This is a genomic window from Microbacterium sp. F1-18 (assembly GCF_052921305.1).
In genome coordinates this window covers 212,535-235,783 of sequence record NZ_JBREVD010000003.1, presented here as the reverse complement: position 1 = coordinate 235,783, position 23,249 = coordinate 212,535, and the positions used below count along the sequence as shown (strand labels likewise).

Genomic DNA, 23,249 nt, shown 5'->3' with positions numbered 1-23,249 from the left:
TGACAACCGAACGGAGCAGACATGACCCCATCCCTTCCCCGACTGACGCGCACGCGCGCCGCACAGCTGTTCGCCGACGAATCCGGCGCCGCGACCGCCGAGTACGCCATCGCGACGATGGCCGCCGTCGCCTTTGCCGGCTTGCTGGTGATCATCATGCGCAGCGACGAGGTGCGCGGCATCCTCACCGACCTCGTGCGGCGGGCGTTGACCGTCGAATGAGACTCCGCCGAGACGATCGCGGCTCGGTCGCCGCCGAGTTCGCGGTCGTCGTCCCGGCGGCGATGCTTCTGGTGCTGCTCGCCGTCGCCGCGTTGGCGGCGGCGGGCACGCAGATCCGCCTCGAGCACGCGGCGGCGCAGGCGGCGCGGCTCATCGCGCGGGGCGAGGATGCCGGGCGGGCGGCGGCCGCCGTTCAGACAGCGGTCGGGGGCGCGGCGCTCGACGTCCGATCCGACGGGGACCTCACGTGCGCGACAGCGACCGCGGGCCACGGCATCCCTCTGCCCCTGCCGCCGCTGCGCGCGGAAGCGTGCGCGCTGTCGGGCGGGCTCTGATGGCCGGGGTTGCCACCGCCGTCGGCGTTCTGGCGGTGACGGCGACGGTCGCGGCGGGCTGCGCCCTCGCCGGGGCCGCCGCGATCCAGTCGGCGCGGGTGTCAGCCGTCGCCGACACGGCGGCGCTCGCCGCAGCCGACACCGCGCTCGGGTTCGCCGGGGGAGTGCCGTGCGACCGAGCCGCGCAGGTCGTCGCTCGGTCGGGGCACGCGCTCGCCGCATGCGAGATGGATGGCGTGGTCGCGACCGTCCTGGTCGAGTCGACGGCCGGAGTGTTCGCCATTCAGGCGCGCTCTCGAGCGGGCCCGCCGGAATGATCCCATCGATGTCGCGATCGCCATCGCGCACCTTCCATCCGGGAGAGCGGCCCGGTCGCTTTAGCCACCGGGCCTGGCCGAGTGGGACTGATCAGGAACCGCCGGCGTGCTGCGATCGTATGGGTGTCGCGCATTCGATGCTCAGCCGTCATCCGCAATGCGTGGTTCCGTATGCCGGCGCCCCCGTGCAGCCGGCGGTCGCATACGGCCCACCCGAGGGTGTATTCCGCGGGCACGCGCGCGCCCGCGCGGCCCTCGCTCGCCGACATGCCGACAGAAGGATATGGCGCGCCGCTCCCAGCGTCTTCCACCGTGTGGCGCGTGTATGGTGTGCGCTGGAGAAAGGAAGACTCGTGGCAGGCGGCAAGAAACTCGTCATCGTCGAGTCCCCGACCAAGATGAAGTCGATCCAGGGCTACCTGGGCGACGAGTACGAAGTGCTCAGCTCGGTCGGGCACATCCGGGACCTCGCTAAGAAAGAGGACATCCCGGCCGACAAGAAGCAGGCGTACGGCAAGTACTCCATCGACGTCGACAACGGCTTCGATGCGTATTACGTGGTCAGCGATCGCAAGACCAAGACCGTTGCCGAGCTCAAGCGCGCCCTGAAGGACGCCGACGAAGTCCTGCTCGCCACCGATGAAGACCGCGAGGGCGAGGCGATCGCCTGGCACCTGCTCGAGGTGCTCAAGCCCAAAGTTCCCGTCAAGCGCATGGTCTTCCACGAGATCACCAAGGACGCCATCCGCGCGGCCGCCGACAACACGCGCGAGCTCGACCTCGCGCTCGTCAACGCCCAGGAGACCCGCCGCGTTCTCGACCGCCTCTACGGCTGGGACGTCTCACCCGTGCTGTGGCGCAAGATCGGCTCCGGCCGCGACGGTCAGGCACTGAGCGCCGGCCGCGTGCAGTCCGCCGCCACACGCATGGTCGTCGAGCGCGAGCGCGAGCGGATGTCGTTCGTCTCCGCCTCGTACTGGGACATCGAGGCCCATGCCGCGAAGGACGGCGGCTCGTTCTCGACCCGCCTCGCTCGGCTCGACGGTGCCCCGCTGGCCCGCGGCACCGACTTCGACGACACCGGTTCACTCAAGAAGGCGGTCGTCGTCCTCAACGAGAAGGACGCCCGCGAGCTCGCCGCCGCGATCGAGAAGGCTGCCACCGCAGCCGTCACCGCGGTCGAGGCCAAGCCCGGAACCCGCAGCCCCAAGCCGCCGTTCACGACCTCCACGATGCAGCAGGAGGCCGGCCGCAAGCTCTCGATGAGCGCCAAGCACGCGATGAGCGTCGCCCAGCGTCTCTACGAGAAGGGCTACATCACCTATATGCGTACCGACTCGACCGCGCTCTCGGCGCAGGCCGTGACGGCGGCGCGTACGCAGGCGGTCGCGCTCTACGGCGATCGCGCGGTTCCCGCGGGCCCGCGCTCGTACCGCAACAACTCCAAGAACGCCCAGGAGGCGCACGAGGCGATCCGCCCGTCGGGCGAGGAGTTCCGCACGCCCGCATCCGTCGCCTCCGGTCTCGACCGCGACGAGCAGCGCCTGTACGACCTCATCTGGAAGCGCACCGTCGCCAGCCAGATGTCCGACGCGAAGTACGAGACCACGACCGTCACGCTCGAGGTCGACGCAGCCGGCAAGCGGGCCGCGTTCACGGCATCCGGTACCGTCTACACCTTCAAGGGCTTCCTCGAGGCGTACGAAGAGGGCAACGACGAGAAGCGCGGTGACAATGACCGCTCCGCCGACCAGTCGCTGCCGCCCGTCGCCGTGGGCGACGAGCTCGCGCTGTCGGATGTCGAGCCCAAGGGCCACGCGACGAGCCCCAAGCCCCGCTACACCGAGGCGAGCCTCGTCAAGGCGCTCGAGGAGAAGGGCATCGGGCGTCCGTCGACCTTCGCGAGCATCATCGACGTCATCCTCGAACGCGGCTACGTCACCAAGCGCGGCCAGGCGCTCGTGCCCAGCTGGCTCTCGTTCAGCGTCGTGCGGCTGCTCGAGCAGCACTTCTCCGACCTCGTCGACTACGACTTCACGGCCGCCCTCGAAGACGACCTCGACGCCATCGCCCGTGGCGAGCAGGCGCGTGAGGCCTGGCTGCAGGAGTTCTACTTCGGCTCGGACAACCACGTGGGTCTGCGCAACATCGTCGAGAACCTCGGCGACATCGATGCGCGCGAGCTCAACGCGACGCCCATCGGCGACGTGGCGACCCTGCGCTTCGGCAAGTACGGTCCGTACCTCGACGTCCCGGTCGGCGACGGCGAGACGCGCATCGTCAACGTGCCCGACGACCTCGCGCCCGACGAGTTGACGCCCGAGAAGGCGCAGGAGCTCATCGACGCTCCCGTCGCCGGTGACCGGGTGCTCGGTGAGAACCCCGAGAACGGCAAGCTCATCGTGGTCAAGGACGGGCGCTTCGGCCCGTACGTGCAGGAGCTCGAGCCCGAGCCCGACGAGACCGTCGACGAGTCGACCGGCGAGGTCGCGCCCGCCAAGAAGAAGACGACGAAGAAGAAGGAAGCGGCCCCCAAACCGCGGACGGCGTCGCTCTTCAAGTCGATGAGCGTCGACACGGTCGACCTCGACCAGGCGCTCAAGCTGCTTTCGCTCCCACGCGTCGTCGGCGTCGACCCCGAGTCGGGCAACGAGATCACCGCGCAGAACGGCCGCTACGGCCCGTACCTGAAGAAGGGCACCGACTCGCGCACGCTCGCCAGTGAGCAGCAGCTGTTCGACATCACGCTCGAAGAAGCTCTCGCCGTCTACGCGCAGCCCAAGTACGGCGCCCGCGCCGCATCCAGCGCGCTCAAGGAGTTCGAGGCCGACCCCACCAGCGGCAAGCCGATCAAGCTCAAGGACGGCCGGTTCGGTCCCTACGTCACCGACGGTGAGACCAACGCGACCATCCCGCGCGGTGAGAACGCCGAAGAGGTCACCTTCGAACGCGCCGTCCAGCTGCTCGCCGACAAGCGCGCCAAGGGCCCCGCGCCCAAGCGCAAGACGGCCGCGCGCAAGACCACCACGACGCGCAAGCCCGCGGCAAAGAAGAAGTGACCGGCTCCGCCGACCGCGGACTCTGGATCACCCTCGAGGGCGGCGACGGGTCGGGTAAGACGACTCAGGCGACCGCTCTCGAGGCCTGGCTCCGCGAGAGCGGTCGCGAGGTCGTGCGCACGCGAGAGCCGGGCGGCAGCGACGTGGGCGTGCTCATCCGCGACATCGTCCTGCATCACCGGGGCGACATCGCGCCGCGCGCCGAAGCCCTGCTGTACGCCGCCGACCGGGCACACCATGTCGCGACCGTCGTCCGTCCGGCCCTCGACCGCGGCGCCGTCGTCGTGCAGGACCGGTACCTCGACTCGTCGGTGGCCTACCAGGGGGCCGGACGCGTCCTGGATGCCGGCGAGGTGCGTGACTTGTCGCTGTGGGCCACCGACGGCGCGCTGCCCGACATCACGGTGCTGCTCGACCTCGATCCCGCGGCCGCGCGGGCCCGTCTCGACGCCGACGACAAGCCGTTCGACCGGCTCGAAGCCGAGAAGGCCGACTTCCACGAGCGTGTGCGCACCGCCTTCCTCGGGCTCGCCGCAGCGGAACCCGAGCGGTTCCTCGTGCTCGACGCGACTCGCCCGCCGGTCGACCTCGCCGTCGAGATCCGGGCTCGCGTCGAACGCTCGCTGCGCGGTTGAGTCGGCGCCGACGAGAGAGCCGTCGCCCGCCCGATGCGGGGTCACCGAGGTCGGAGGCTCCCCGTAGGCTGGACCCATGACCGTCTCCGCTCCGCTCGCACCGCCGTGGGGCGAGGTCTGGGGCCAAGACTCCGCCGTGGCGGCGCTGCAGGCCGCGGCATCCGATCCCGCGCAGCTCGCGCACGCCTGGCTCATCACCGGCCCGCCCGGATCGGGGCGCTCGACGCTCGCGCATGCCTTCGCGGCCGCGCTGATCGCCGAGCCGGGCGACGAGACCGCGATGCGACAGGTTCTCGGGGGCACGCATCCCGATCTCACGGCGCTACGCACCGAGGGCGTCGTCATCTCGATCCGCGACGCCCGGGCCCTCGTCGAACGGTCGTACTTCTCGCCGTCGCTCGGCCGATACCGCGTCATCGTCGTCGAAGACGCCGACCGGATGGTCGAGCGCACGAGCAACGTGCTGCTCAAGGCTCTCGAAGAGCCGCCGGAGCAGACGGTCTGGGTGCTGTGCGCGCCGAGCGATGCCGACCTGCTGCCGACGATCCGCTCGCGCGTACGCACGCTGCGGCTTCGTGAGCCCGACGTGGCTGATGTCGCGCGGCTCATCTCTGCGCGCACGGGGGTCGACGACGCGGTGGCCGAGCAATCCGCTCGCCTTGCCCAGCGACACATCGGCATGGCCCAGCGTCTGGCGACGGATGCCGCCTCTCGGGAGCGCCGCGATGCGACGCTGCGCGCGGTGCTGGCGGTGCGCGGGGTGTCCGACGCCGTCGAGACGGCCGGCCGGATCGTGAGCGCGGCGACCGAGGACGCGAAAGCCCTGACGGCGGAACGCGACGAGTCCGAGCGTGAGGCGTTGCGGCGCACGCTCGGGGTCGCACCGGGCGCGCCCGTCCCGCCTGCGGTGCGTGGTCAGCTGAGCGCGCTCGAAGACGACCAGAAGCGCCGCGCCACCCGCAGCCTGCGCGACGGTATCGATCGCGTCCTCACCGATCTCGAATCGATGTATCGCGACACGCTGATGCTCCAGTTCGGCCGCGAGGGCGACTTGATCAATCGGGAGCTGACGAGCGAGCTCGCCGCTCTCGCGTCGGCATGGACCCCCGACCGCACACTCGTCGTCCTCGATCGCATCTCGGCCACCCGCAGCGCCCTCGAAGGCAACGCGGCGCCCCTGCTCGCTCTCGAGAGCATGCTCATCACCGTCGCCAGCGGAAGGACACCGTGAAAGCTCCCCGTCGTCTGGTCACCGTCGTCGCCATCGCCGCGGCCACGGTGACGGTCCTCACCGGATGCGTCTTCAAGGGAAGCCCCGATCAGGCTTCGCCCGCGCCGAGCCGCACCCCTGTCACCGAGGGCGTGTCGGAAGATCTGATGCCGTTCTACGGACAGGAGCTCGATTGGGCTTCCTGCTCGGGCGCCGACTCGGGAACGTATGACTGCACGACGGTGCGCGCCCCGCGCGATTGGAACGACCCGGGTGCCGGCGAGATCGAGCTCGCCGTCGTTCGGCGTGCCGCGGGATCAGGCGACGCGCTCGGCTCGCTCCTGGTCAACCCCGGCGGCCCCGGCGCGAGCGGGTACGACCTGATCGCCGACAGCGCCCAGTTCGCCGTCGGCTCGGTGCTGGCCGACGCCTACGACGTCATCGGGTTCGACCCGCGCGGAGTGGGGCGCTCCAGCGCGGTCGCCTGCTTCGACGCCGCAGGCACTGATGCCTACTTCTTCGACATCCCGGCGGCGCCCCGCGGCACGCCCGAATGGGAAGCGGAGCTGACTGCCCGCAACGAGCAGTTCGCCGCCGCCTGCGATGAGAACAGCGACGGCATCCTTCCCTTCATCACGACCGAGTTCGCCGCGCGCGACATGGATCTGCTGCGTGCGGTGCTCGGCGACGAGAAGCTCAACTACCTCGGCTACTCGTACGGGACCTTCCTCGGTGCGACGTACGCCAAGCTGTACCCCGAGAACGTCGGGCGCCTTGTGCTCGATGGGGCGATCGACCCGAGCGTGTCGTCCCTCGATGTCAGCGCGACCCAGGCGGTCGGCTTCGAGTCGGCGCTGCGTGCGTTCATGGCGGCCTGCCTCGAGGAGGAGGACTGCCCCTTCCGCGGCTCTGTCGACGACGCGATGACCGACCTCGGCACGCTGCTCGCGAGCGTCGATGCCTCGCCGCTGCCGGCATCCGATGGTCGGCGGCTCGGCGCTGACTCGCTGATGACCGCGATCATCGCGGCTCTGTACTCGCAGGACAACTGGCCCATCCTGCGCCAGGCTCTTGCGCAGACGCTCACCGGTGACCCGGCGACGGCGTTCCTGCTCGCCGACTTCTACTACGCGCGCACGGCCGACGGGCGCTACGAGGACAACTCGTCCGAGGCGTTCCGCGCCTACAACTGCATGGACTACCCGGTCGAGAACGACCCCGAGGCGGAAGCCGCCTCGAAGGCACGCCTCGCGGTAGAAGCCCCGACAGTCGCGCCGTACTGGGAGGGTGTCGACGCCTGCGCGGTCTGGCCTTACCCGCCGACGGGCACGCGGGGCGAGATCACGGCCGACGGTGCCGCACCGATCGTCGTCGTGGGCACGACCAACGATCCCGCCACCCCGTACGAATGGTCGGAGTCGCTGGCCGATCAGCTCGCCTCAGGCGTGCTCATCACGCGCGAGGGCGAAGGACACACCGGGTTCCAGAAGGGAAACTCGTGCGTCGACGACGCGGTCGAGGCCTTCTTCATCGACGACACGGTTCCCGAAGACGGACTCGTCTGCCGCTAGGCCTCTGCCCCTCGCCTCCCTCGCCTCCTCGACCCCTCGCCCCCTCGCGAGGTCCCACTACGGCCGGGAATGGGGCTGCCAAACCCGGCCCCAATGGGACCTCGGTGAGGCGTGCCCGCCGAGGTGGCGCCGTGCTTGCCGCGAGGTCCCAGTTGAGCCGGGAATGACGTCGCCGTTCCCGGCCGAAGTGGGACCTCGGGGCATGAGGACGGGCGAGGCAGGGCTGAGACGGCGGCGCGGTCGATAGTCCGCCCATCGACGTAGACGCCGAGGTCGACGTCCGAGTCGGGGGCATGTGTTCCGCGCGCCCGACTGCCCCCGAGTGCCACCGCGACCACTCCGGGAGTTGCTGCAAGATCGTGCGCGATCCGAACCAGATCGGTATCCGAGAGCATCGTGCCAGGCTAGCGAGCACGCCGAGGTCCCAGTTGGGCCGGGAATGGTGTCGCCATATCCGGCCCAACTGGGACCTCGGGTGGGGTTACCTCGGCCTGACCGAGGCGGTGCGCGGCCGACAGGCGGCAGGGCGTCAGCGGCGAAGGATGCGGCGGGCGAGGGCGTTGCCGAGGAACTGCACGCCCTGCACGAGCAGGATGATGATGATCACGGCCGCCCAGGTCACCCACGGGTTGAACTGGCGGAAGCCGTTCACCAGGGCGAACTGACCGAGCCCGCCCGCGGCGATGGCACCGGCGACCGCAGTCATGTCGACGAGCGCGACCACGATGAAGGTGTAGCCGAGCACGAGCGGGCCGAGCGACTCGCGGGGGACCAGCCGGAAGAGGATGCGCGAGCGACTCGCACCGGCGGCGCGGGCGGCCTCGATCACCCCGGGCCGTACCGTCAGCAGGTTCTGCTCGACGATGCGTCCGATGGCGAACATCGATGCGATCGAGATCGCGAAGACCGCGAACTCGATGCCGATGCCGCGAATGCTGAACGCGCGCGCGAGAGGCTGCACCGCGGCCATGAAGATGATGAACGGGATCGGTCGGAAGGTGTTCACGATCACGTTGACGATGCCGAACACCACACGATTGGGGAACAGGCTGCCGGCCCGTGTCGCGTAGAGCGCGAGGCCGATGAGGAATCCCGCGATACCGCCGAACACCAGGCTCAGCGTGATCATGTAGAGCGTCTCGGCCGTCGCCGGCCAGAGGTCGGGCAGCAGGTCGATGAGCCTATCCACGGGAGTCCTCCTCGATGAGCGGTGCGTGGGCGGATGCCGCGGCCACGGCACGGTCGACGGCATCCGTCTCTCCCGCCAGGGCGAGCGTCAGGTGCCCGAAGACCCGCCCGCGGATGTCGTTGATGCCGCCGTGGATCAGCTCGAACCGCACACCGTGCGACGACAGTGCCGCGAACACGTCCGCCTGCGGCGACTCGCCCTCGCGGATCGTGAAGGTGACGATGCGACCGGGATGCCGCGCGCGCAGCGCGGCGAGCTTCTCGCCCGTGGGGGCCTCGTCGATGATGCTCGCCACGAAACGGCGCGTGGCGTCATGCGACGGTGCCGAGAGCACATCGAAGACGTCTCCGCTCTCGATGACGCGACCGTGCTCCATCACGACGACGCGGTCGGCGATCGCGCGAACGACCTCCATTTCGTGGGTGATGACCAGGATCGTCACCCCGAGCTCGGCGTTGATGCGCTTCAGGAGGGCGAGCACCTCCTGTGTCGTGTCGGGGTCGAGCGCGCTCGTCGCCTCGTCGGCGAGCAGGATGCGGGGACTCGTGGCGAGAGCCCGAGCGATGCCGACCCGTTGCCGCTGACCACCCGAGAGCTGCTCGGGGTAGTTCTTGGCCTTGCCCGACAGCCCGACGAACTCGAGCAGCTCCGCCACGCGTTGCTTCACCTCGGCGCGCGGGTGCCCGGCGACCTCCAGCGGGTACGCGACGTTGCCCGCGACGGTGCGAGAGTCGAACAGGTTGAACTGCTGGAAGATCATGCCGATGTCGCCGCGCAGGGCGCGCAGCTCGCGCTCACGAAGCCCCGTGATGTCGCGGCCGTCGATCTCGACGCTCCCGCTCGTCGGCGTTTCGAGGGCGTTGACCAAGCGCAGCACGGTGCTCTTCCCGGCGCCGGAGTAGCCGACGATGCCGCACACGGTTCCGGCTTCGATCTCGAGGTCGACGCCATCGACGGCGACGACCGGGTCGCCGCCCTTCGTGGACGGTGGGAAGCGCTTTGTCACGCCGGACAGGCGGATCAGGGTCATGCGGGGGCTCCTCGAACGGGACATGCGTGTGCGGCCCGTCCTGTGGAGCGGGCCGCACACGCATGATGTCACTGGTTGGCGCGGACGTCGTCCTCGACCTGCTTCAGGGCGGAGGCGAGCTCGTCCTTGGGGGTCTTCACGAGCACGGCGGATCCACCCGAAGCCTCCTGGAGGCCGTCGGTCACGGCCTTCGTGTTCTGGAAGATCTCGACGAGCTTCTCGTACGTCGGGTTGTCGGCGTCCTCGGCCTTGGCAGCGAAGATGTTGATGTAGGGCTGTGCGCTCGGGTCGCTGGGGTCGTCGGTAGCGAGCGCGTCGTCGAACGTCAGCCCGGCATCCTCGACGAAGTCGTTGTTGATGATCGCTGCGGCGACATCGGGAAGCGAGGTCGCGGTCAGAGCTGCGTCGAGAGCCTCGACCTTGACCTTCGATCCCGGCTCGACGTCTGCCGTGGTGGAGAAGACCGAGCCACCGTCCTTGAGCTCGATGAGGCCCTGCGCCTGCAGCACGAGCAGGCCCCGGGCCTGGTTGCTCTCGTCGTTCGGGACGGCGACCGTCGCGCCCTCGGGGATGCCGTCGACCGAGTCGTACTGCGTCGAGTACAGACCCAGCGGGTAGGTCGCCGTCGAGCCGATGGCCACGAGGTCGTCGTCGGCGTTCACGTTGTAGGTCGCGAGGTAGATGATGTGCTGGAACTGGTTCAGGTCGAGCTCGTCCGCCGACAGTGCCGGGTTCGGCTGCGTGTACTCGGTGAAGTCGACGATGTCGACCTCGATGCCCTCGTCGGCGGCCGCTTCCTTGTACGTCTCCCAGTAGGGGTCGCCCGCGCCCACGACACCGATGCGGACGGGGCCGTCCTGTGCGGCATCGTCGGCGTCGCCGGAGCCCGCGTCCGACGCGCACGCGCCCAGCAGAAGGGTCAGGGGGAGGGCCAGGGCGGCCGCGGTCAGAAGTCGCTTGGACATGAGTGGTGCTCCTCGGATCGGGCACCGCGGGGCGGTGGCCCGCCCATGCGCGACCGGGGTCGCGCTCGCCTCATCGCGGTGCGCTACGACGGTAAGCGCCACCGGCGGACGGCGAGTAATCGTCGCGTAACACGGCGTCTCCCGGTATAAGGCCGCAGGCCTCGCCGCCGGTTCGCGGCGGGGTCGGAGACCATGTAACATTGCTGATCGTGCATCGCACAGCGACGCGCGCCGCCTTAGCTCAGACGGCAGAGCGATTCACTCGTAATGAATAGGTCAAGGGTTCGATTCCCTTAGGCGGCTCCACAACGAAAGGCCCGGACTCCGAAGAGTCCGGGCCTTTCGCATTACCCGCTCGGCGGGTCGCCGTGGGCGTTACAGCGTCGCGGCGAAGGGGTCGAAGTCGACGGGCACGGTGGGCACGGGCGCCACGGTGCTCGCGACCTTCACGAATTCGCCCGAGGCAGCCGATTCCTGCGCCGAGAGCATGACGTCGAGCACGTGGTACCCGAGCTCGCCGGTGGCGACGTGAGGCCGGTTCTCGGCGATCGCGCGAACCATGTCGAGCAGACCCAGGCCGCGGCCGGTGAGCTTGCCCTCCTGCTCGATCTCGATCCACTCCTGCTCGCCCCAGTTGCCGTCCGAGATCGACGTGCGCGCCTTGACGTACGCGATGCGTCCCTCGAACTGGTTGGGGTCGGGCAGGACGATGGAGCCCTCGGTGCCGTGAACCTCGAAGACGCCGTGGCGTTCGAGGGCCGAGTCGAAGCTCAGCAGGCCCGCCGCCTGCTGGCCCGCTTCGAAGGCCGTGACGACCTGCATCGTGGTGGGCACCTCGACGGGGAAGACGGTGCCCGCGTTGGGGCCCGCCTGGATCGTGCGCTCCTCGAGCTTCTTGCGCCCGACGGCAGCCACTCGGTCGACAGAACCGAAGAGGCTGACGAGACCGCTGAAGTAGTACGGTCCCATGTCGAGCAGCGGGCCGGCCCCCTGGGCGAAGAGGAACGCGGGGCTCGGGTGCCACAGGTCGGGACCGACGGTCTGGAAAGCCGTCGAGGCGAACATGGGCTCGCCGATCACACCGCTCTGGATCGCGCGCTTCGCGGTCTGGAAGCCAGGGCCGAGAAGCGTGTCGGGCGCCGAACCGATGCGCAGGCCCGCGGCATCCGCCTGGCGCAGGAGCTCCGCGGTGCTCTCGCGATCGAGGCCGAGCGGCTTCTCGGTCCAGACGTGCTTGCCCGCGGCGATCGCTCGCGAGGAGATCTCGACGTGGACGGCGGGGATCGTCAGGTTGACGATGACGTCGACGTCGGGGTGGGCGAGGACATCATCGGTCGTGCCCCATTCCGCGACGCCGTGCTTCTCGGCCTGGGCCTTGGCGCGGTCGACGTCGAGGTCGCCGAGGATGACGACGCGGACATCGGGGAACGAGCCCAGGTTCTCGAGGTAGGTGTCGCTGATGACACCGACGCCGACGAACCCGACTCCGACGGGCCCGGTCATGCGCTGACGCCGTTCTCACGCAGGAACGCCAGGCTGGCGGCGACGTCGGCGAAGACGTCTCCGGGGGCCTTGTCGTACTCGACGACCGCGTACTTCAGTGCGGTCGCGGCACGCAGCGACTCGGCGAGCGGCACATCGCCCGTGCCGGCGTGGCGCTGGTCGAGGCTGTCCGAGCCGAACTGCTCGGCGCCGGGGGCCCAGGGGTTGGATGCCGGCACGACACCGTCCTTGACGTGCACGGCGATGAGGCGGTCGCCGAGGCTCTTCACCAGGGCAGGCACGTCCTGGCCGCCGGTCAGCGCCCAGAACAGGTCGAGCTCGAGGGTGACGCGCTCGTCGAGGAGCGAGACGAAGCGCTCGTAGGCGCTCTGACCGTCGAACGACGCGACGAACTCCTGCGCGTGGTTGTGGTAGCCGACGCTCAGGCCGAACCCTGCAGCGATCTCAGCCTGCGCGTTGAGGCGCTCGGCGATGTCAGCGACGCCTTCTTCGGTGAGCCAGCGGTCGGGGGCGACGAACGGGTCGATGACCGTCTTCATGCCGATGGTGGCGGCGGCCTCGTAGACGACCTCGGGCGCGGGCGTGGGGATGGAGCCGTCGGGCGTCCAGAGCTCGTCGGTCAGCAGGGGAGCGTGACCGGTCGGCGAGGTGAGACCGGCGGCATCCAGGGCCGCGCGGATCTCGGTCGGGCGCGAGACGAAGTCGAACGCCTCGACGTGTGCGAATCCGATCTCGGCGAGCTTCGCCAGCGAGCCGGACATGTCGGCGGAGAACTCCTTCGCAAGCGAATAGAGCTGGACGGATGCCTGGACCTGAGTCACAGTCGACCTTCTTTCGTACGTCATCGTGCGGGGTGCCTGTGGTGGCACGACGTCACGCTAACACGTAATACATCCAGGTGGAGGTTTTGTTGTTACAGTCGCCCTGTGAGCAACGACGATCGCGCGAGGATGGGGCGCCCGGGCGCCTACGCCAAGGGCGTCGCGCGGCGCCAGGAGATCCTCGACCGCGCGATCGAGGTCTTCCAGGAGCGCGGCCTGCAGGGCACGTCGCTGCGGCGCATCGCCGAGGCCATCGGGGTCTCGCACGCTGCGCTGCTGCACTACTTCGAATCGCGCGAGCAGCTGCTCGTCGCCGTCTACGAGCACGCCGAGACACAGCGTGGTCGGCGCAACCCCGTTCCGCCCGAGACCGCGGTCGGCGTCATGACGCGTGCCGCCGTCGACAACCTCGAGGTGCCCGGCCTGGTCGAGCTGTACTCGATCCTCGTCGCCGGGGCGCTCGAGGCGGGGAGCGAGCACGGCAAGCGATTCTTCACCGAGCGATTCGAGCGCATCCGTGGTGAGCTGACCGCGAGGCTTCGCGCCGAGCAGCGAGCCGGAACCGTTCGCGACGATGTGCCCGCGGAGCAGCTCGCGGCGCTGCTCATCGCGGCGTCGGACGGCCTGCAGATCCAGTGGCTGCTCGAGCCCTCCATCGAGCTCGAGCGCACGCTCGCCTCTCTCTCGGTGCTGCTGCGTCCCGCGTGAACCTGCGCCGCGCGTGAACCATACTGAGTGCATGGCGCGAGCGACCTGTTTCCCGAGTCGGCGGTGCGCGTGACGAGCACCATCGACGCGGTCCTGGAGATCCTCAGCTGGGCGGGTTTCGGCGGTGCCGCCGTGTTCGGGATCGCGTTCCTCGCGCTGTGGGCGATGGACGGCACCTGGCTGGCGGCCGAAGCTCTCGTCGATCATGAGGCCGATGGCACGTGGGTCCGGTGGTTCGACGATGAGGGTGAAGCCAACAGTGCGCGGGTCGACGAGCACGCGGCGACGCTTCTGGCCGGCCGCGATCGGGCCGACATCTGGTATCGGCGCGGGTGGCGGGGGAGGATGCGGCTGACCCGGCGCCCGCCCGCCCATCACCTGCTCGTCGGTCTGTCCTCGGGGTTCCTCGCGGTGGGCGTCGTCTCCCTCGTCGCATCCTGGATCGTCCTCTTCGCGCGCGGCTGAGTCTGCGCGGCGATCGGCCGTGAGGTGGCGCGTCTCGAAATAGCTAGATAAGCTACCTACGTGAAGAGCGAACGAATTGTGCCGCGCTGGCTGCGCATCGGCATCCCCGCCCTGCTCGTGCTCGTCTGGATCGTGGGCGGTTCCGTGGGCGGGCCGTACTTCGGGCGGGTCAGCGAAGTGGCCACGAACGATCAGTCGTCGTTCTTGCCGGCCAGCGCCGATGCGACGCAGGTCAGCGAACGCCTGACCGACTTCACGGGCGGCGAAGAGATCCCGGCAGTCGTCGTCGCCGCCGCATCCGACCCGCTCGACGAGGCCCAGCTGACAGCACTCACCGAGCTCACCGCCGCCATCGGCGAGCTCGAGGGAGTCGGTGAGGTCTCGCCGCCCATCCCGTCCGAGGACGGTCTCGCGGTTCAGGTCTTCGTTCCCGTCGATGCCTCGGGTGAGGTGCGCGACGTCGTCGAAGAGATCCGCGCCCTCGTCCAGAAGGACCTTCCCGCAGGCGTGGAGGCGTGGGTCACCGGACCAGCCGGCTTCACGGCCGATCTCGCCGAGGGCTTCCTCGGCATCGACGGACTTCTTCTCCTCGTCGCGCTCGCCGCGGTGTTCGTCATCCTCGTCATCGTCTATCGGTCGCCGCTGCTGCCGATCCTCGTCCTCCTCACATCGGTGTTCGCGCTCTGCGTCGCGCTGCTGACGGTCTGGTGGCTCGCGAAGGCCGGCATCGTCGTCCTCAACGGACAGGTGCAGGGCATCCTGTTCATCCTGGTCATCGGCGCCGCGACCGACTACGCCCTGCTGTACACGGCTCGCTACCGAGAGGCGATCGGGGCCGGTGCGTCACGCTGGGATGCGACGCTGCGCGCCTGGAAGGGCGCCGTCGAGCCGATCCTCGCCTCGGGGGGAACCGTGATCGCGGGCCTGCTCTGCCTGCTGCTGAGCGATCTCGCCAGCAACAAGGCGCTGGGCCCCATCGCCTCGATCGGCATCGCCTTCTCGATGCTCTCGGCGCTGACCTTCCTGCCGGCCCTCCTGGCGCTGTGCGGTCGAGCCGCGTTCTGGCCGTTCATTCCGCGCACGGGTGCGATCGATCTCCCCGACGACCCGAGTCAGCCCGTTCGCGGGCTGTGGCCCCGTCAGGCGCGCTTCGTCGCGCGCCGCGCCCGGACGGTCTGGATCGCCAGCACGGTCGTGCTTCTCGTCGGCGCCGCGGGCGTCCTGCAGCTCAACGCGAACGGTGTGCCCTCGAGCGATCTCGTGCTCGGAGCCTCGGAGGCCCGCGACGGGCAGGCCGCTCTCGCCGAGCACTTCCCCGCGGGGTCGGGCAGCCCGGCATACGTCATCGTTCCCGAGGGCGGTCTGGCTGACGCGCTCGTCATCCTCGACGAGAACCCCGGCATCTCCTCGGTCGCCGCCATCGCGGCCGACTCACCGACCGGTCAGGTCTCCGTGGCTCTCGAGGGCGGCGAGCCCGTCTTCACCGCGGCGGGCCCGCCGGGCGCACCGGTGCCCGAGCCGACGGTGTCGGAGGGCGACATCCTGCTCTCGGTGACGCTCACCGATCCCGCCGACTCGCTCGAGGCCGAGCAGACCGTGCGCGACCTGCGCGCGACCTTCGCCGAAGAGGTGCCCGGGGTGCTCGTGGGCGGGACGACCGCGACCGACGTCGACACCAACGACACCTCGATCCGTGACCGCACCGTCATCATCCCGGTCATCCTGGTGGTGATCCTGCTCATCCTGATGCTGCTGCTGCGCTCGATCCTGGCGCCGGTGCTGCTCATCCTGAGCACGATCCTGTCGTTCGGCACGGCGCTGGGCGTGAGCGCTCTCGTGTTCAATCACGTGTTCGACTTCCCCGGAGGCGACCCCGCCGTGCCGCTGTACGGCTTCGTGTTCCTCGTGGCGCTCGGAGTCGACTACAACATCTTCCTCATGTCGAGGGTGCGCGAAGAGACGCTCGAGCACGGAACCCGTCGGGGCATCGCGCGGGGCCTCGTGGCGACGGGCGGGGTCATCACCTCGGCGGGGCTCGTGCTCGCAGCGACGTTCGCGGCCCTCGGCGTCATCCCGATCCTCTTCCTCGCGCAGATAGCGTTCATCGTGGCGTTCGGGGTGCTGCTCGACACGTTCGTCGTCCGCTCGCTCCTCGTTCCCGCGCTCGCCCACGACATCGGCGCCGCCATCTGGTGGCCGTCGAAGCTGTGGCGTCGTGAACGGGCCGTGCGCCGCGCGGACGCGGAGCGTAGCCTCGACGCATGACCCGTGCCCTGTTCATCGTCGATGTCCAGAACGACTTCACCGAAGGCGGAGCGCTCGGTGTGACCGGAGGTGACGCGGTCGCCGCCGCGATCACGCGTCACCTCCGGGATCACGCCGACGACTACGAGATCATCGTGGCCTCGCGCGATTGGCATCACGCTGATCATGACAACGGCGGACATTTCGCCGACGGTGAGCCCGACTACGTCGAGACCTGGCCGGTGCACTGCGTCGCCGATACGGCGGGAGCCGAGTACGACCCCGAGCTCGACGTCTCCGCCGTCACCCATCACGTGAAGAAGGGCCAGGGGGTGCCCGCCTACTCGCTCTTCGAGGGCACGACCGAAGCGGGGGATGCCGTCGCCGACCTGCTGACCCGGCACGGGGTCGTCGACGTCGACATCGTCGGCATCGCGACCGACTACTGCGTGCGCGCGTCAGCACTCGACGCGATCGCGCACGGTCGTCGCGTGCGCATCCTGACCGACCTCGTCGCGGGTGTCGCCGAGGAGTCGAGCGCCGCCGCGCTCGCCGAGCTGGCCCACGCGGGAGCACTGCTCACCTCCGCCGACGGACGCTGAGGGCTCAGCCGCCGGGCTTGTCCGGTTTACCGGGCCCCGTCGAGCCCGGTCCCTTGCCGCTGTTCGAGCCGGGGCCGTTTCCGTTCCCGTTGCCGCTGTTCGAGCCGGGGCCGTTTCCGTTCCCGTTGCCGCTGTTCGAGCCGGGGGCCAACCCGTTGTTCTGCGCCGGCGCGGCGGGGGTGTCGACGGTCGTCGCCCCGGCGGGGACCGCCCCGGCCGGCGTGTCATCTCCGGCGTCGCGCGTCCCCGGCGTGACGACCGTCTCGGTCGCCGCCGGGGTCTCGTCCGTCGGCGCCTCGACGTCGGCGACGCCGTTGCCCGTCGAGATGTCTGCCGGAGTCTCCACGACGGCGGGTACGGTCACATTCGTCGTCGGCGAGGCCGGGGGCGGCATCAGCAGCAGGTGAGCGGTGAGCGCTACTCCGATCGCGCCGACGGATGCGGCGCCGACGGTGATCGCCGTTCGCCTCCGGCGCCGCGTGGTCGTTCCGCGAGCCGCCGTCGAGGCACCGGTGGCGCGGAGGGGTGGCGACCCGAACAGCGGCTCGATGCCCGGTTCTGCTGTCGTGCCGCGTGCCCACAGGGCGGCGGTCGCGGCTACCGGGGCATCGGATGCCGTCGTGGTCTCGAGATCCCGAGCCTCGGTGACGGGCCACGCCGCGGTCGCGACATCCGCCTGAGCGGTGCGAGATGCGTTCTCATCGTCGCCTCCCCTCGCGGCAGGCGCAGCCGGTGCGGCTGGCGCGGCGCCACCCGAGGCGCCAGAGCCACGACGACTCAGCCGCGACATCACCTCGAGCGCCGTGGGACGGTCGTCGGGACGCCGCGAGGTCATCGCGCAGAGGAGGTCGCGCCACGGGTGGTCCAGCATCGGAGGCATGTCGGGGTCACGCGACAGGCGCGCCAGCAGCTGACCGCGATTGCCCTCCGACCCGGAGAATGCGCGCTCGCCGGTCGCTGCTTCGAGCAGGACCAGACCGAGCGCGTAGATGTCCGACGGCGGGGCGGGATCAGCGCCGTGCAGCAGTTCGGGCGCGATGTATGCGGCGGTGCCGATCAGCAGGCTGGGGGAGGTGACACGGTCGCTGTCGAGAAGGTGGGCGATGCCGAAATCGGCGAGCTTGGCGCGCAGCGGCACGCCGGGCACCGTCGACCGGGCGAGGAGGATGTTCGACGGCTTCACGTCGCGGTGCACGATTCCCGCGTCGTGCACCACGTGGAGTGCGTCGGCGAGCTGAGAGCCGAGCGCGGTCAGCTCCCCGTCGTCGAGGACACCCGTTGCGATGCGCTGCGACAGCGTCATCCCCACCACGTGCTCCATGACGAGGAAGCGCGGCTCGTCGCTCAGATGCGCGTCGAACAGGGTCACCAGGCCGGGGTGATTCAGTGACGCGAGCAGCCGCGTCTCGATCGCGGCGCGGTCCGACGCGGTGCTGTCGGTCAGCTCGGACCGCAGCACCTTGACAGCTACCGGACGCCCGAGCGCTTCGTCGCGCGCGAGGAACACGCGGGCCATGCCGCCCGAGCCGATCGCCTCGACAACGCGGTACCGACCCGCGAGGAGCACGCCAGGGAGGACGGAATCATCGCTCGCGACACTGTCGATCATCCCGCGTCCTCGTCCTCGGCCGTCCCACCGCGAGCAACGGTAGACCTCGACGACTCGAGGCGAGGAGGACTGGCGCTCGGGCGCCGTTCGCGCTATGGGCGGGATCAGGCGTTGCCGCGCAGCGCCACGACCGGTTCGATGCGCGATGCGCGCCGGGCCGGGATGCCGCCGGCTGCGAGCCCGATGATCGCTCCGAGCACGGTTCCGCCGAGAGCCACCCAGGGATCGAGGACGGGCGACCACTGCTGCACGATCGATACGCCGATCACGGCGAACACGCCGAGGGCCGACCCGATCAGGCCGCCCAGCAGTCCGATGACGATGGACTCGACGACGAACTGTCCGGCGATCTGCCTTCCGGTCGACCCGAGCGCGCGTCGCAGCCCGATCTCGCCGGTGCGTTCGAGCACCGACAGGGTCGTGACGTTCGCGATCCCGAGGCCTCCCGCCAGCAGCACGATGACGCCGAGGATGAGGAAGACGACGTTGACGTCTCCCTGCACGTCGCGGGCGAGATCGGAACGGCCCTGCGGCGCGCTCACCTCGAGCGTGTCGACCGCGTCGGGCGCGAGGGCCAGAGGTGCCTGCTGACGCAGCTGCGGTCCGGTGCCGACCACGATGCGCGCGATGGCGTCACCGGGGGAGGCGAGCTGGAAGTCCTGTCGCGCGGCACCGGTGGGGATCACGACGGCGTCGACGACCTCGGCGCGGCGGTCGAGCTCGTCGAAGATCCCGACGACGGCGTAAGCCACGCCGCCGATGAACACCGAGGGCTGCGTGTCGACGCGATTGATCGCGAGGCGTTCGGCGGCGCGGGAGCCGAGCATCGCGACGCGATCGCCGCGGGCATCGTGTCCAGCGTCGAACGACCGACCCGTGACGATGCGCCCGCCGAGGGTGTCGAGGAACTCGCCCGAGGCCGCGAAGAGCGCCGGGGGAGCGGCAGCCGCGATCGAGGGATCGTTGATCGGCACGGCGGTGATCGTGTTCTCGCGCAGCGTGACCGGTGCCAGCACGGCGGCCGACTCGACGCCGGCGAGGTTCTCGAGGCGCGCCGGCGCATCCCACGGCAGCGAGGCGGTCGCGACCCGCTGGCCGCCGCGTGCCTGCGCCTCGCTCGGACCGATGCTCAGATGGGTCGCGGCAGCGGCATCGAACTGCCGAGCGATCTGCCCGGCGGCGGTCTGTGCGAAGCCGATGGTCGCCACGAGCGCGCCGATGCCGAGCACGGTGCCCATGACGGTCATCACCAGACGGCCCGGGCGCGAGCCGATGTCGGTCGTCGCCTCGAGGACGAGGTCGCCGAACCCGAAGCGATCGGCGCGTGCCACCTGGCGGGCTTCGGCAACCGCGGTCGTCGTCGCCGAAGCGTCGGTCGAGCGGTCGGACCGCCGGCTGCGGAGCTTCTTCCAGAGCGCGGCCATCAGCTCAGCTCGCTCATCCGGCCGTCCGCGATGCGGATGCGCCGAGCCGCACGATCAGCCACGCCCTGATCGTGCGTGATGACGACGAAGGTCAGCCCGCCCGCGTTGAGCTCTTCGAACAACGCCATGATGTCGGCGGTGGTGGCCTGGTCGAGGTTGCCGGTCGGCTCGTCGGCGAGGATGACGCGGGGTTGTGTGACGACGGCACGCGCCACCGCCACCCGCTGTCGCTCACCGCCCGAGAGCAGCCCGGGACGGAAGTCGACGCGGTGACCGAGGCCGACCCGGTCGAGGGCGGCTCGTGCGCGCTCCGCGCGCTCGCCGCGTGGCGTGCCGCTGTAGAGCATCGGCAGCATGACGTTCTCGAGCACGGTTCGCCGCGGCATCAGGTGGAACGCCTGGAAGACGAAGCCGAGACGTCGTGCACGCACCGCTGCCCGCTCGTCTTCGGTATAGCCGCCGGTCAGCTCGCCCGCGAGGCGGTACTCGCCCACGGTCGGCCGATCGAGGAGTCCGAGGATGTTGAGCATCGTCGACTTGCCCGATCCACTCGGCCCGACGATCGAGACGTACTCACCGTCGGAGACCGTCAGGTTGATGCCCTTGAGTGCTTGCACCTCCGGTGGGCCGGGGAACGAACGGGTGACATCGCGCAGCTCGATTACCGGTGGATTTTCATCCGATCGGATGACGTCGACGAACTCGTCCGGGGCGGCGGGGCGATCGGAGGTGACGATGGCGGCGTCGGTCATCGCCCGACCACGACGAGATCGTCTTCCGCGAGCTCACCGTCGGTAGCTCGCACCTCGACGGCGCCGCCGGCGGAGAGACCGGTCTCGACGACGACGAGGCGGGTGCGGGCGTCGGGGTCGCGCGGGTCGCCCTCGACGACCTCGACTCTCGTCTCGCCGCCTGGGCCTGCCGTCAGCGCCGCCGCGGGAACGCTGAGCACATCGCCCGCCGTCGCGCCGACGGCGATCGTGACGCGCACGTTCGTGCCCTGCAGCTGCGAGATCTGCTCGGGGGTCAGCGCGGCCGGCTCGAGGCTGACCTTCCACCGGCTCTCCCCGCCCGTTCCGGGGTCGACCGCGGTGACGGTCGCAGCGTGCTCGGTCCCGTCGGGCAGCGCGAAGCTGGCGGTCGAGCCGACCGTCAGGAGCTTGGCGTCGGCTTCCGCAGCTGATCCGGTCAGAGCCACGGTCGCGCCCGACACGGTCATCGCCGCACCGGAGAGGATGCTGCCGCGTTCAGCCGACACCGCGTCCACACGGCGCGGCAGCTCGGTGAGATAGAGCACCTCTCCCGCCGGAAGTGCGGGCAGGGCTTGCTGACGGGCGCGCACGAGGTCGTCCTGCGCCTGCGAGAGCTGGCTGGCCGCGGCGTCGACCGCCGCGCGCTCGCTGCTCGTGTCGGGCGCGGCGTTCAGCTGCTCGCGCGCGAGCTCGGCGGTGGCCACCTGGTTCTGGGCCGCGACGATCTCGTCCCACGAGGCACCGTTGTCGCGGGCGCCCTGCAGCAGCGCGCGCGCATTCGCGACCTCGAGGTCGGCACGTGCGATGGCATTGCCGTCTCGCCCGGCCGCGTTCAGGGCTCCGCGCGCGGCGGCGAGGGCCTGCTCGGCGGACCGGACGTTGTCCTGGGCCGACCGGACGCTGCTCGTGCCGTCCTCCTCGGACTCGGGGCCGGTGTAGCCGACTGCCGCGTACAGCGCGGTGACCGCATTCGCGGCCTGCTCGTCGAAAACGTCGTTACCGGGGTCGCCCGCATCGATGCCGACGGCACGCATCGCCTCTTTGAACTGCACGACGTCGGGGCCGGCGACCCCGAATCGCAGGGTGCGGTAGGCGGGCAGTTCGCCCGGCAGCGTGATCACGGGACGCCCGGCCACCTCGAGCGCGACGGAGAGCTGCGTCAGCTCGGCTCCGAGTGCCGGAACTTGTCCGGTGACCACTGCCGGACCCGAGATCGCGGACGTGTCGATCTTCACCTCGACGGGGTCGGCGAACCCGACCTCGCCGCGGATCGTGACGTCATTGCTGAGCGGACCGAACTCCACCGGCACCGTCACGAGACCGGGAGCGGGGGCGTCGTCGGCCGCGGCCGAGGCGGGCGCCATGACGAACCGCCCGACGAGGAGCCCGCCGACGAGCGCGACCACGGCGACCGCCGCGGAGACCCACAGCACGCGGTTGCGGGCGGCCACCGACCGCCAGACGGCGAACCGGCCGCCGCTCGACAGTGTCGTGGAGGCCGCGGCATCCGGGCCGTCGACGGCGGTTTCGGCCGGGCTCAGGGGATCTGCGACGAGGTCGTCGAACGAGTCATCGGGCTCTGGTGCGTCGTTCACGGGGCGGTCGCTCACGGACGAGCCTGCTCAGCCGCCGCCTTCATCGCCTCGAGCTCCGTCTTGTGATCGGCGATGAACTGCTCTTCGGCCTCGTACTGCGCCTTCTGGTACTTGGCGCGGTAGTCGGTCTCCTTGCGGCAGTCGAGGTCGGCGAGGGCCAGTTCGACCTCTCGCTCGTGGATCTCGTCCATCGTCGCCTCGTCCGGGCCGGTCTCCGTCATGTTCTCGTACACGGCGTTGAGCTCGTCGTAGATGGAGTTCTGGGCATCGGTCTGCGCGGCGAATCCGGGGTACCCCGCGGCGTCCATGCACGCGGCCCACTCACGGTCGATGTCGGCGATGGCGGGGAGCGAGGCGGTGCTCTCGTAGAACTTCGTGATGGCGTCCATGACGTCGGCGAACTCGTCGGACTGCAGCGGGTCGTCGCCGCTGATCTCGTGGCTCGCCCAGCCATGACAGCCCGAGGTCTCCCAGTTGTACTCGTAGGAGCCGTCCTCGGACATCTCCTCCTCGCTCGGGGTGGGGCCGTACAGCGCCTCGTAGTACGCAGCCTGCTCCGACTCGGAGAGGGCCGTGACGTAGTCCGAGTTGGGATCGGTGGTCTGCTGCTCGGGCGCAGGCTCCGCGTCGGCGTCAGGATACTTCACGGCGCCGTAGCCCCACTGGGAGACGAACTCGCGGTCTTCGGGCTTCCATTCCGTGCCCGAACTGAACGAGGCGTTGGTGGGCGCGGGGATGTACTCGAAACCCTCGTCCTGCATGCACTGCGCGACGAGCTCCTCGCGCTGCTTGTTCTCCTTCTCGAACCGGGCCTGCTGCTCCTCCTCGCTCATATCGCCGCCGTAGAAGGCGGAGAAATACTCGTTCAGCGGCGAGTCCTCGGTGTCGTTCGCGGACCCGTCCGCGGCCGTACAACCGGCCAGCACGAAGACGAGACCGACCGCGGCCGGCGCGGCCCATCGGAGTGTTTTGCGGTGCACGTGCAACCCCCTT

Annotated in this window: 22 protein-coding genes and 1 tRNA gene; 12 read left to right on the top strand and 11 right to left on the bottom strand. The window is 70.0% G+C overall.

Going from position 1 to position 23,249, the window contains the following annotated elements; genetic code table 11:
- Nucleotides 1-21: 21 nt before the first annotated feature.
- The 7 genes from ACU6RU_RS09845 to ACU6RU_RS09815 all read left to right on the top strand — a co-directional run bounded on the left by ACU6RU_RS09845 (nt 22) and on the right by ACU6RU_RS09815 (nt 7,349).
- Nucleotides 22-222 (top strand): DUF4244 domain-containing protein, encoded by a 201-nt coding sequence (locus ACU6RU_RS09845; protein ID WP_120264890.1) that lies wholly within the window; start codon nt 22-24, stop codon nt 220-222.
- A complete protein-coding gene (locus tag ACU6RU_RS09840) occupies nt 219-557 on the top strand; it encodes a TadE family type IV pilus minor pilin (RefSeq protein WP_120264891.1) in 339 nt (112 codons plus the stop codon). Before ACU6RU_RS09845 ends, ACU6RU_RS09840 begins: the two co-directional genes overlap by 4 nt.
- Nucleotides 557-874 carry a helicase gene (locus ACU6RU_RS09835; protein ID WP_446726437.1) on the top strand — a complete coding sequence of 106 codons (318 nt, stop codon included), beginning with the start codon at nt 557-559 and terminating at the stop codon, nt 872-874. Before ACU6RU_RS09840 ends, ACU6RU_RS09835 begins: the two co-directional genes overlap by 1 nt.
- 353 nt (nt 875-1,227) lie before the next feature.
- Nucleotides 1,228-3,933: a type I DNA topoisomerase gene (gene topA / locus ACU6RU_RS09830; protein ID WP_446726436.1), complete on the top strand. Its 2,706-nt coding sequence runs from the start codon at nt 1,228-1,230 to the stop codon at nt 3,931-3,933.
- On the top strand, nt 3,930-4,568 hold the full coding sequence (gene tmk, locus ACU6RU_RS09825) for a dTMP kinase (RefSeq protein ID WP_120264894.1): 639 nt from the start codon (nt 3,930-3,932) through the stop codon (nt 4,566-4,568). Before topA ends, tmk begins: the two co-directional genes overlap by 4 nt.
- 76 nt (nt 4,569-4,644) lie before the next feature.
- On the top strand, nt 4,645-5,799 hold the full coding sequence (locus tag ACU6RU_RS09820; protein ID WP_446726435.1) for a DNA polymerase III subunit delta': 1,155 nt from the start codon (nt 4,645-4,647) through the stop codon (nt 5,797-5,799).
- Nucleotides 5,796-7,349 (top strand): alpha/beta hydrolase, encoded by a 1,554-nt coding sequence (locus tag ACU6RU_RS09815; RefSeq protein ID WP_446726434.1) that lies wholly within the window; start codon nt 5,796-5,798, stop codon nt 7,347-7,349. Before ACU6RU_RS09820 ends, ACU6RU_RS09815 begins: the two co-directional genes overlap by 4 nt.
- On the opposite strand, the gene ACU6RU_RS09810 is transcribed toward ACU6RU_RS09815, so the two are convergent.
- From ACU6RU_RS09810 to ACU6RU_RS09795, 4 genes are all read right to left on the bottom strand, one after another.
- Nucleotides 7,346-7,744, bottom strand: coding sequence for a nucleotidyltransferase domain-containing protein (locus tag ACU6RU_RS09810; protein ID WP_446726433.1), 399 nt, complete (start codon nt 7,742-7,744; stop codon nt 7,346-7,348). The two genes, ACU6RU_RS09815 and ACU6RU_RS09810, sit on opposite strands and share 4 nt — an antisense overlap.
- A 134-nt stretch (nt 7,745-7,878) precedes the next feature.
- A complete protein-coding gene (locus ACU6RU_RS09805; protein ID WP_181574219.1) occupies nt 7,879-8,538 on the bottom strand; it encodes a methionine ABC transporter permease in 660 nt (219 codons plus the stop codon).
- Complete coding sequence (locus ACU6RU_RS09800; RefSeq protein WP_446726432.1) at nt 8,531-9,568, bottom strand: methionine ABC transporter ATP-binding protein; 1,038 nt, start codon at nt 9,566-9,568, stop codon at nt 8,531-8,533. The genes ACU6RU_RS09805 and ACU6RU_RS09800 overlap by 8 nt, the downstream gene beginning before the upstream one ends.
- Before the next feature lie 68 nt (nt 9,569-9,636).
- Nucleotides 9,637-10,533, bottom strand: a complete 897-nt coding sequence (locus tag ACU6RU_RS09795; RefSeq protein WP_289329875.1) for a MetQ/NlpA family ABC transporter substrate-binding protein — start codon at nt 10,531-10,533, stop codon at nt 9,637-9,639.
- A 230-nt stretch (nt 10,534-10,763) separates the two neighbouring features.
- Between ACU6RU_RS09795 and ACU6RU_RS09790 the strand changes: the two genes are divergently transcribed.
- Nucleotides 10,764-10,839, top strand: a tRNA-Thr gene (locus ACU6RU_RS09790).
- Between the two features lie 69 nt (nt 10,840-10,908).
- On the opposite strand, the gene ACU6RU_RS09785 is transcribed toward ACU6RU_RS09790, so the two are convergent.
- Complete coding sequence (locus tag ACU6RU_RS09785; protein ID WP_446726431.1) at nt 10,909-12,036, bottom strand: Gfo/Idh/MocA family protein; 1,128 nt, start codon at nt 12,034-12,036, stop codon at nt 10,909-10,911.
- Nucleotides 12,033-12,797, bottom strand: a complete 765-nt coding sequence (locus ACU6RU_RS09780) for a sugar phosphate isomerase/epimerase family protein (RefSeq protein ID WP_183045433.1) — start codon at nt 12,795-12,797, stop codon at nt 12,033-12,035. The genes ACU6RU_RS09785 and ACU6RU_RS09780 overlap by 4 nt, the downstream gene beginning before the upstream one ends.
- Before the next feature lie 189 nt (nt 12,798-12,986).
- Between ACU6RU_RS09780 and ACU6RU_RS09775 the strand changes: the two genes are divergently transcribed.
- From ACU6RU_RS09775 to ACU6RU_RS09760, 4 genes are all read left to right on the top strand, one after another.
- Nucleotides 12,987-13,565, top strand: a complete 579-nt coding sequence (locus tag ACU6RU_RS09775) for a TetR/AcrR family transcriptional regulator (protein WP_289331515.1) — start codon at nt 12,987-12,989, stop codon at nt 13,563-13,565.
- Nucleotides 13,566-13,634: 69 nt separating this feature from the next.
- Nucleotides 13,635-14,030 carry a hypothetical protein gene (locus ACU6RU_RS09770; RefSeq protein WP_289329873.1) on the top strand — a complete coding sequence of 132 codons (396 nt, stop codon included), beginning with the start codon at nt 13,635-13,637 and terminating at the stop codon, nt 14,028-14,030.
- Between the two features lie 60 nt (nt 14,031-14,090).
- Complete coding sequence (locus tag ACU6RU_RS09765) at nt 14,091-16,295, top strand: MMPL family transporter (protein ID WP_446726430.1); 2,205 nt, start codon at nt 14,091-14,093, stop codon at nt 16,293-16,295.
- Entirely contained in the window at nt 16,292-16,876 is a 585-nt protein-coding gene (locus tag ACU6RU_RS09760) for an isochorismatase family protein (RefSeq protein ID WP_446726429.1), read from the top strand. The genes ACU6RU_RS09765 and ACU6RU_RS09760 overlap by 4 nt, the downstream gene beginning before the upstream one ends.
- Nucleotides 16,877-16,880: 4 nt before the next feature.
- Here ACU6RU_RS09760 and ACU6RU_RS09755 read toward each other — a convergent pair whose 3' ends face one another.
- The 5 genes from ACU6RU_RS09755 to ACU6RU_RS09735 all read right to left on the bottom strand — a co-directional run bounded on the left by ACU6RU_RS09755 (nt 16,881) and on the right by ACU6RU_RS09735 (nt 23,236).
- The gene (locus tag ACU6RU_RS09755; protein ID WP_446726428.1) at nt 16,881-18,485 is read right to left on the bottom strand and encodes a serine/threonine-protein kinase; all 1,605 of its coding nucleotides are present in this window, start codon (nt 18,483-18,485) and stop codon (nt 16,881-16,883) included.
- A gap of 104 nt (nt 18,486-18,589) precedes the next feature.
- Nucleotides 18,590-19,909, bottom strand: a complete 1,320-nt coding sequence (locus ACU6RU_RS09750; protein ID WP_289329869.1) for an ABC transporter permease — start codon at nt 19,907-19,909, stop codon at nt 18,590-18,592.
- On the bottom strand, nt 19,909-20,661 hold the full coding sequence (locus ACU6RU_RS09745) for an ABC transporter ATP-binding protein (RefSeq protein WP_120264906.1): 753 nt from the start codon (nt 20,659-20,661) through the stop codon (nt 19,909-19,911). The genes ACU6RU_RS09750 and ACU6RU_RS09745 overlap by 1 nt, the downstream gene beginning before the upstream one ends.
- On the bottom strand, nt 20,658-22,271 hold the full coding sequence (locus ACU6RU_RS09740; protein WP_446726427.1) for a hypothetical protein: 1,614 nt from the start codon (nt 22,269-22,271) through the stop codon (nt 20,658-20,660). Before ACU6RU_RS09740 ends, ACU6RU_RS09745 begins: the two co-directional genes overlap by 4 nt.
- Nucleotides 22,268-23,236, bottom strand: a complete 969-nt coding sequence (locus ACU6RU_RS09735; RefSeq protein ID WP_120264907.1) for a hypothetical protein — start codon at nt 23,234-23,236, stop codon at nt 22,268-22,270. The genes ACU6RU_RS09740 and ACU6RU_RS09735 overlap by 4 nt, the downstream gene beginning before the upstream one ends.
- Nucleotides 23,237-23,249 lie beyond the last annotated feature (13 nt).

Excerpts from the sequence above, each read along its gene's own strand:
- ACU6RU_RS09795 (WP_289329875.1), bottom strand. The coding sequence starts at position 10,533 with ATGTCCAAGCGACTTCTGACCGCGGCCGCCCTGGCCCTCCCCCTGACC.
- ACU6RU_RS09840 (WP_120264891.1), top strand. The coding sequence starts at position 219 with ATGAGACTCCGCCGAGACGATCGCGGCTCGGTCGCCGCCGAGTTCGCG.
- ACU6RU_RS09780 (WP_183045433.1), bottom strand. The coding sequence starts at position 12,797 with ATGTCCGGCTCGCTGGCGAAGCTCGCCGAGATCGGATTCGCACACGTC.
- ACU6RU_RS09820 (WP_446726435.1), top strand. The coding sequence starts at position 4,645 with ATGACCGTCTCCGCTCCGCTCGCACCGCCGTGGGGCGAGGTCTGGGGC.
- ACU6RU_RS09760 (WP_446726429.1), top strand. The coding sequence starts at position 16,292 with ATGACCCGTGCCCTGTTCATCGTCGATGTCCAGAACGACTTCACCGAA.
- ACU6RU_RS09775 (WP_289331515.1), top strand. The coding sequence starts at position 12,987 with ATGGGGCGCCCGGGCGCCTACGCCAAGGGCGTCGCGCGGCGCCAGGAG.
- ACU6RU_RS09785 (WP_446726431.1), bottom strand. The coding sequence starts at position 12,036 with ATGACCGGGCCCGTCGGAGTCGGGTTCGTCGGCGTCGGTGTCATCAGC.
- ACU6RU_RS09845 (WP_120264890.1), top strand. The coding sequence starts at position 22 with ATGACCCCATCCCTTCCCCGACTGACGCGCACGCGCGCCGCACAGCTG.
- ACU6RU_RS09750 (WP_289329869.1), bottom strand. The coding sequence starts at position 19,909 with ATGGCCGCGCTCTGGAAGAAGCTCCGCAGCCGGCGGTCCGACCGCTCG.
- ACU6RU_RS09745 (WP_120264906.1), bottom strand. The coding sequence starts at position 20,661 with ATGACCGACGCCGCCATCGTCACCTCCGATCGCCCCGCCGCCCCGGAC.
- ACU6RU_RS09755 (WP_446726428.1), bottom strand. The coding sequence starts at position 18,485 with ATGATCGACAGTGTCGCGAGCGATGATTCCGTCCTCCCTGGCGTGCTC.
- ACU6RU_RS09810 (WP_446726433.1), bottom strand. The coding sequence starts at position 7,744 with ATGCTCTCGGATACCGATCTGGTTCGGATCGCGCACGATCTTGCAGCA.
- ACU6RU_RS09835 (WP_446726437.1), top strand. The coding sequence starts at position 557 with ATGGCCGGGGTTGCCACCGCCGTCGGCGTTCTGGCGGTGACGGCGACG.
- ACU6RU_RS09800 (WP_446726432.1), bottom strand. The coding sequence starts at position 9,568 with ATGACCCTGATCCGCCTGTCCGGCGTGACAAAGCGCTTCCCACCGTCC.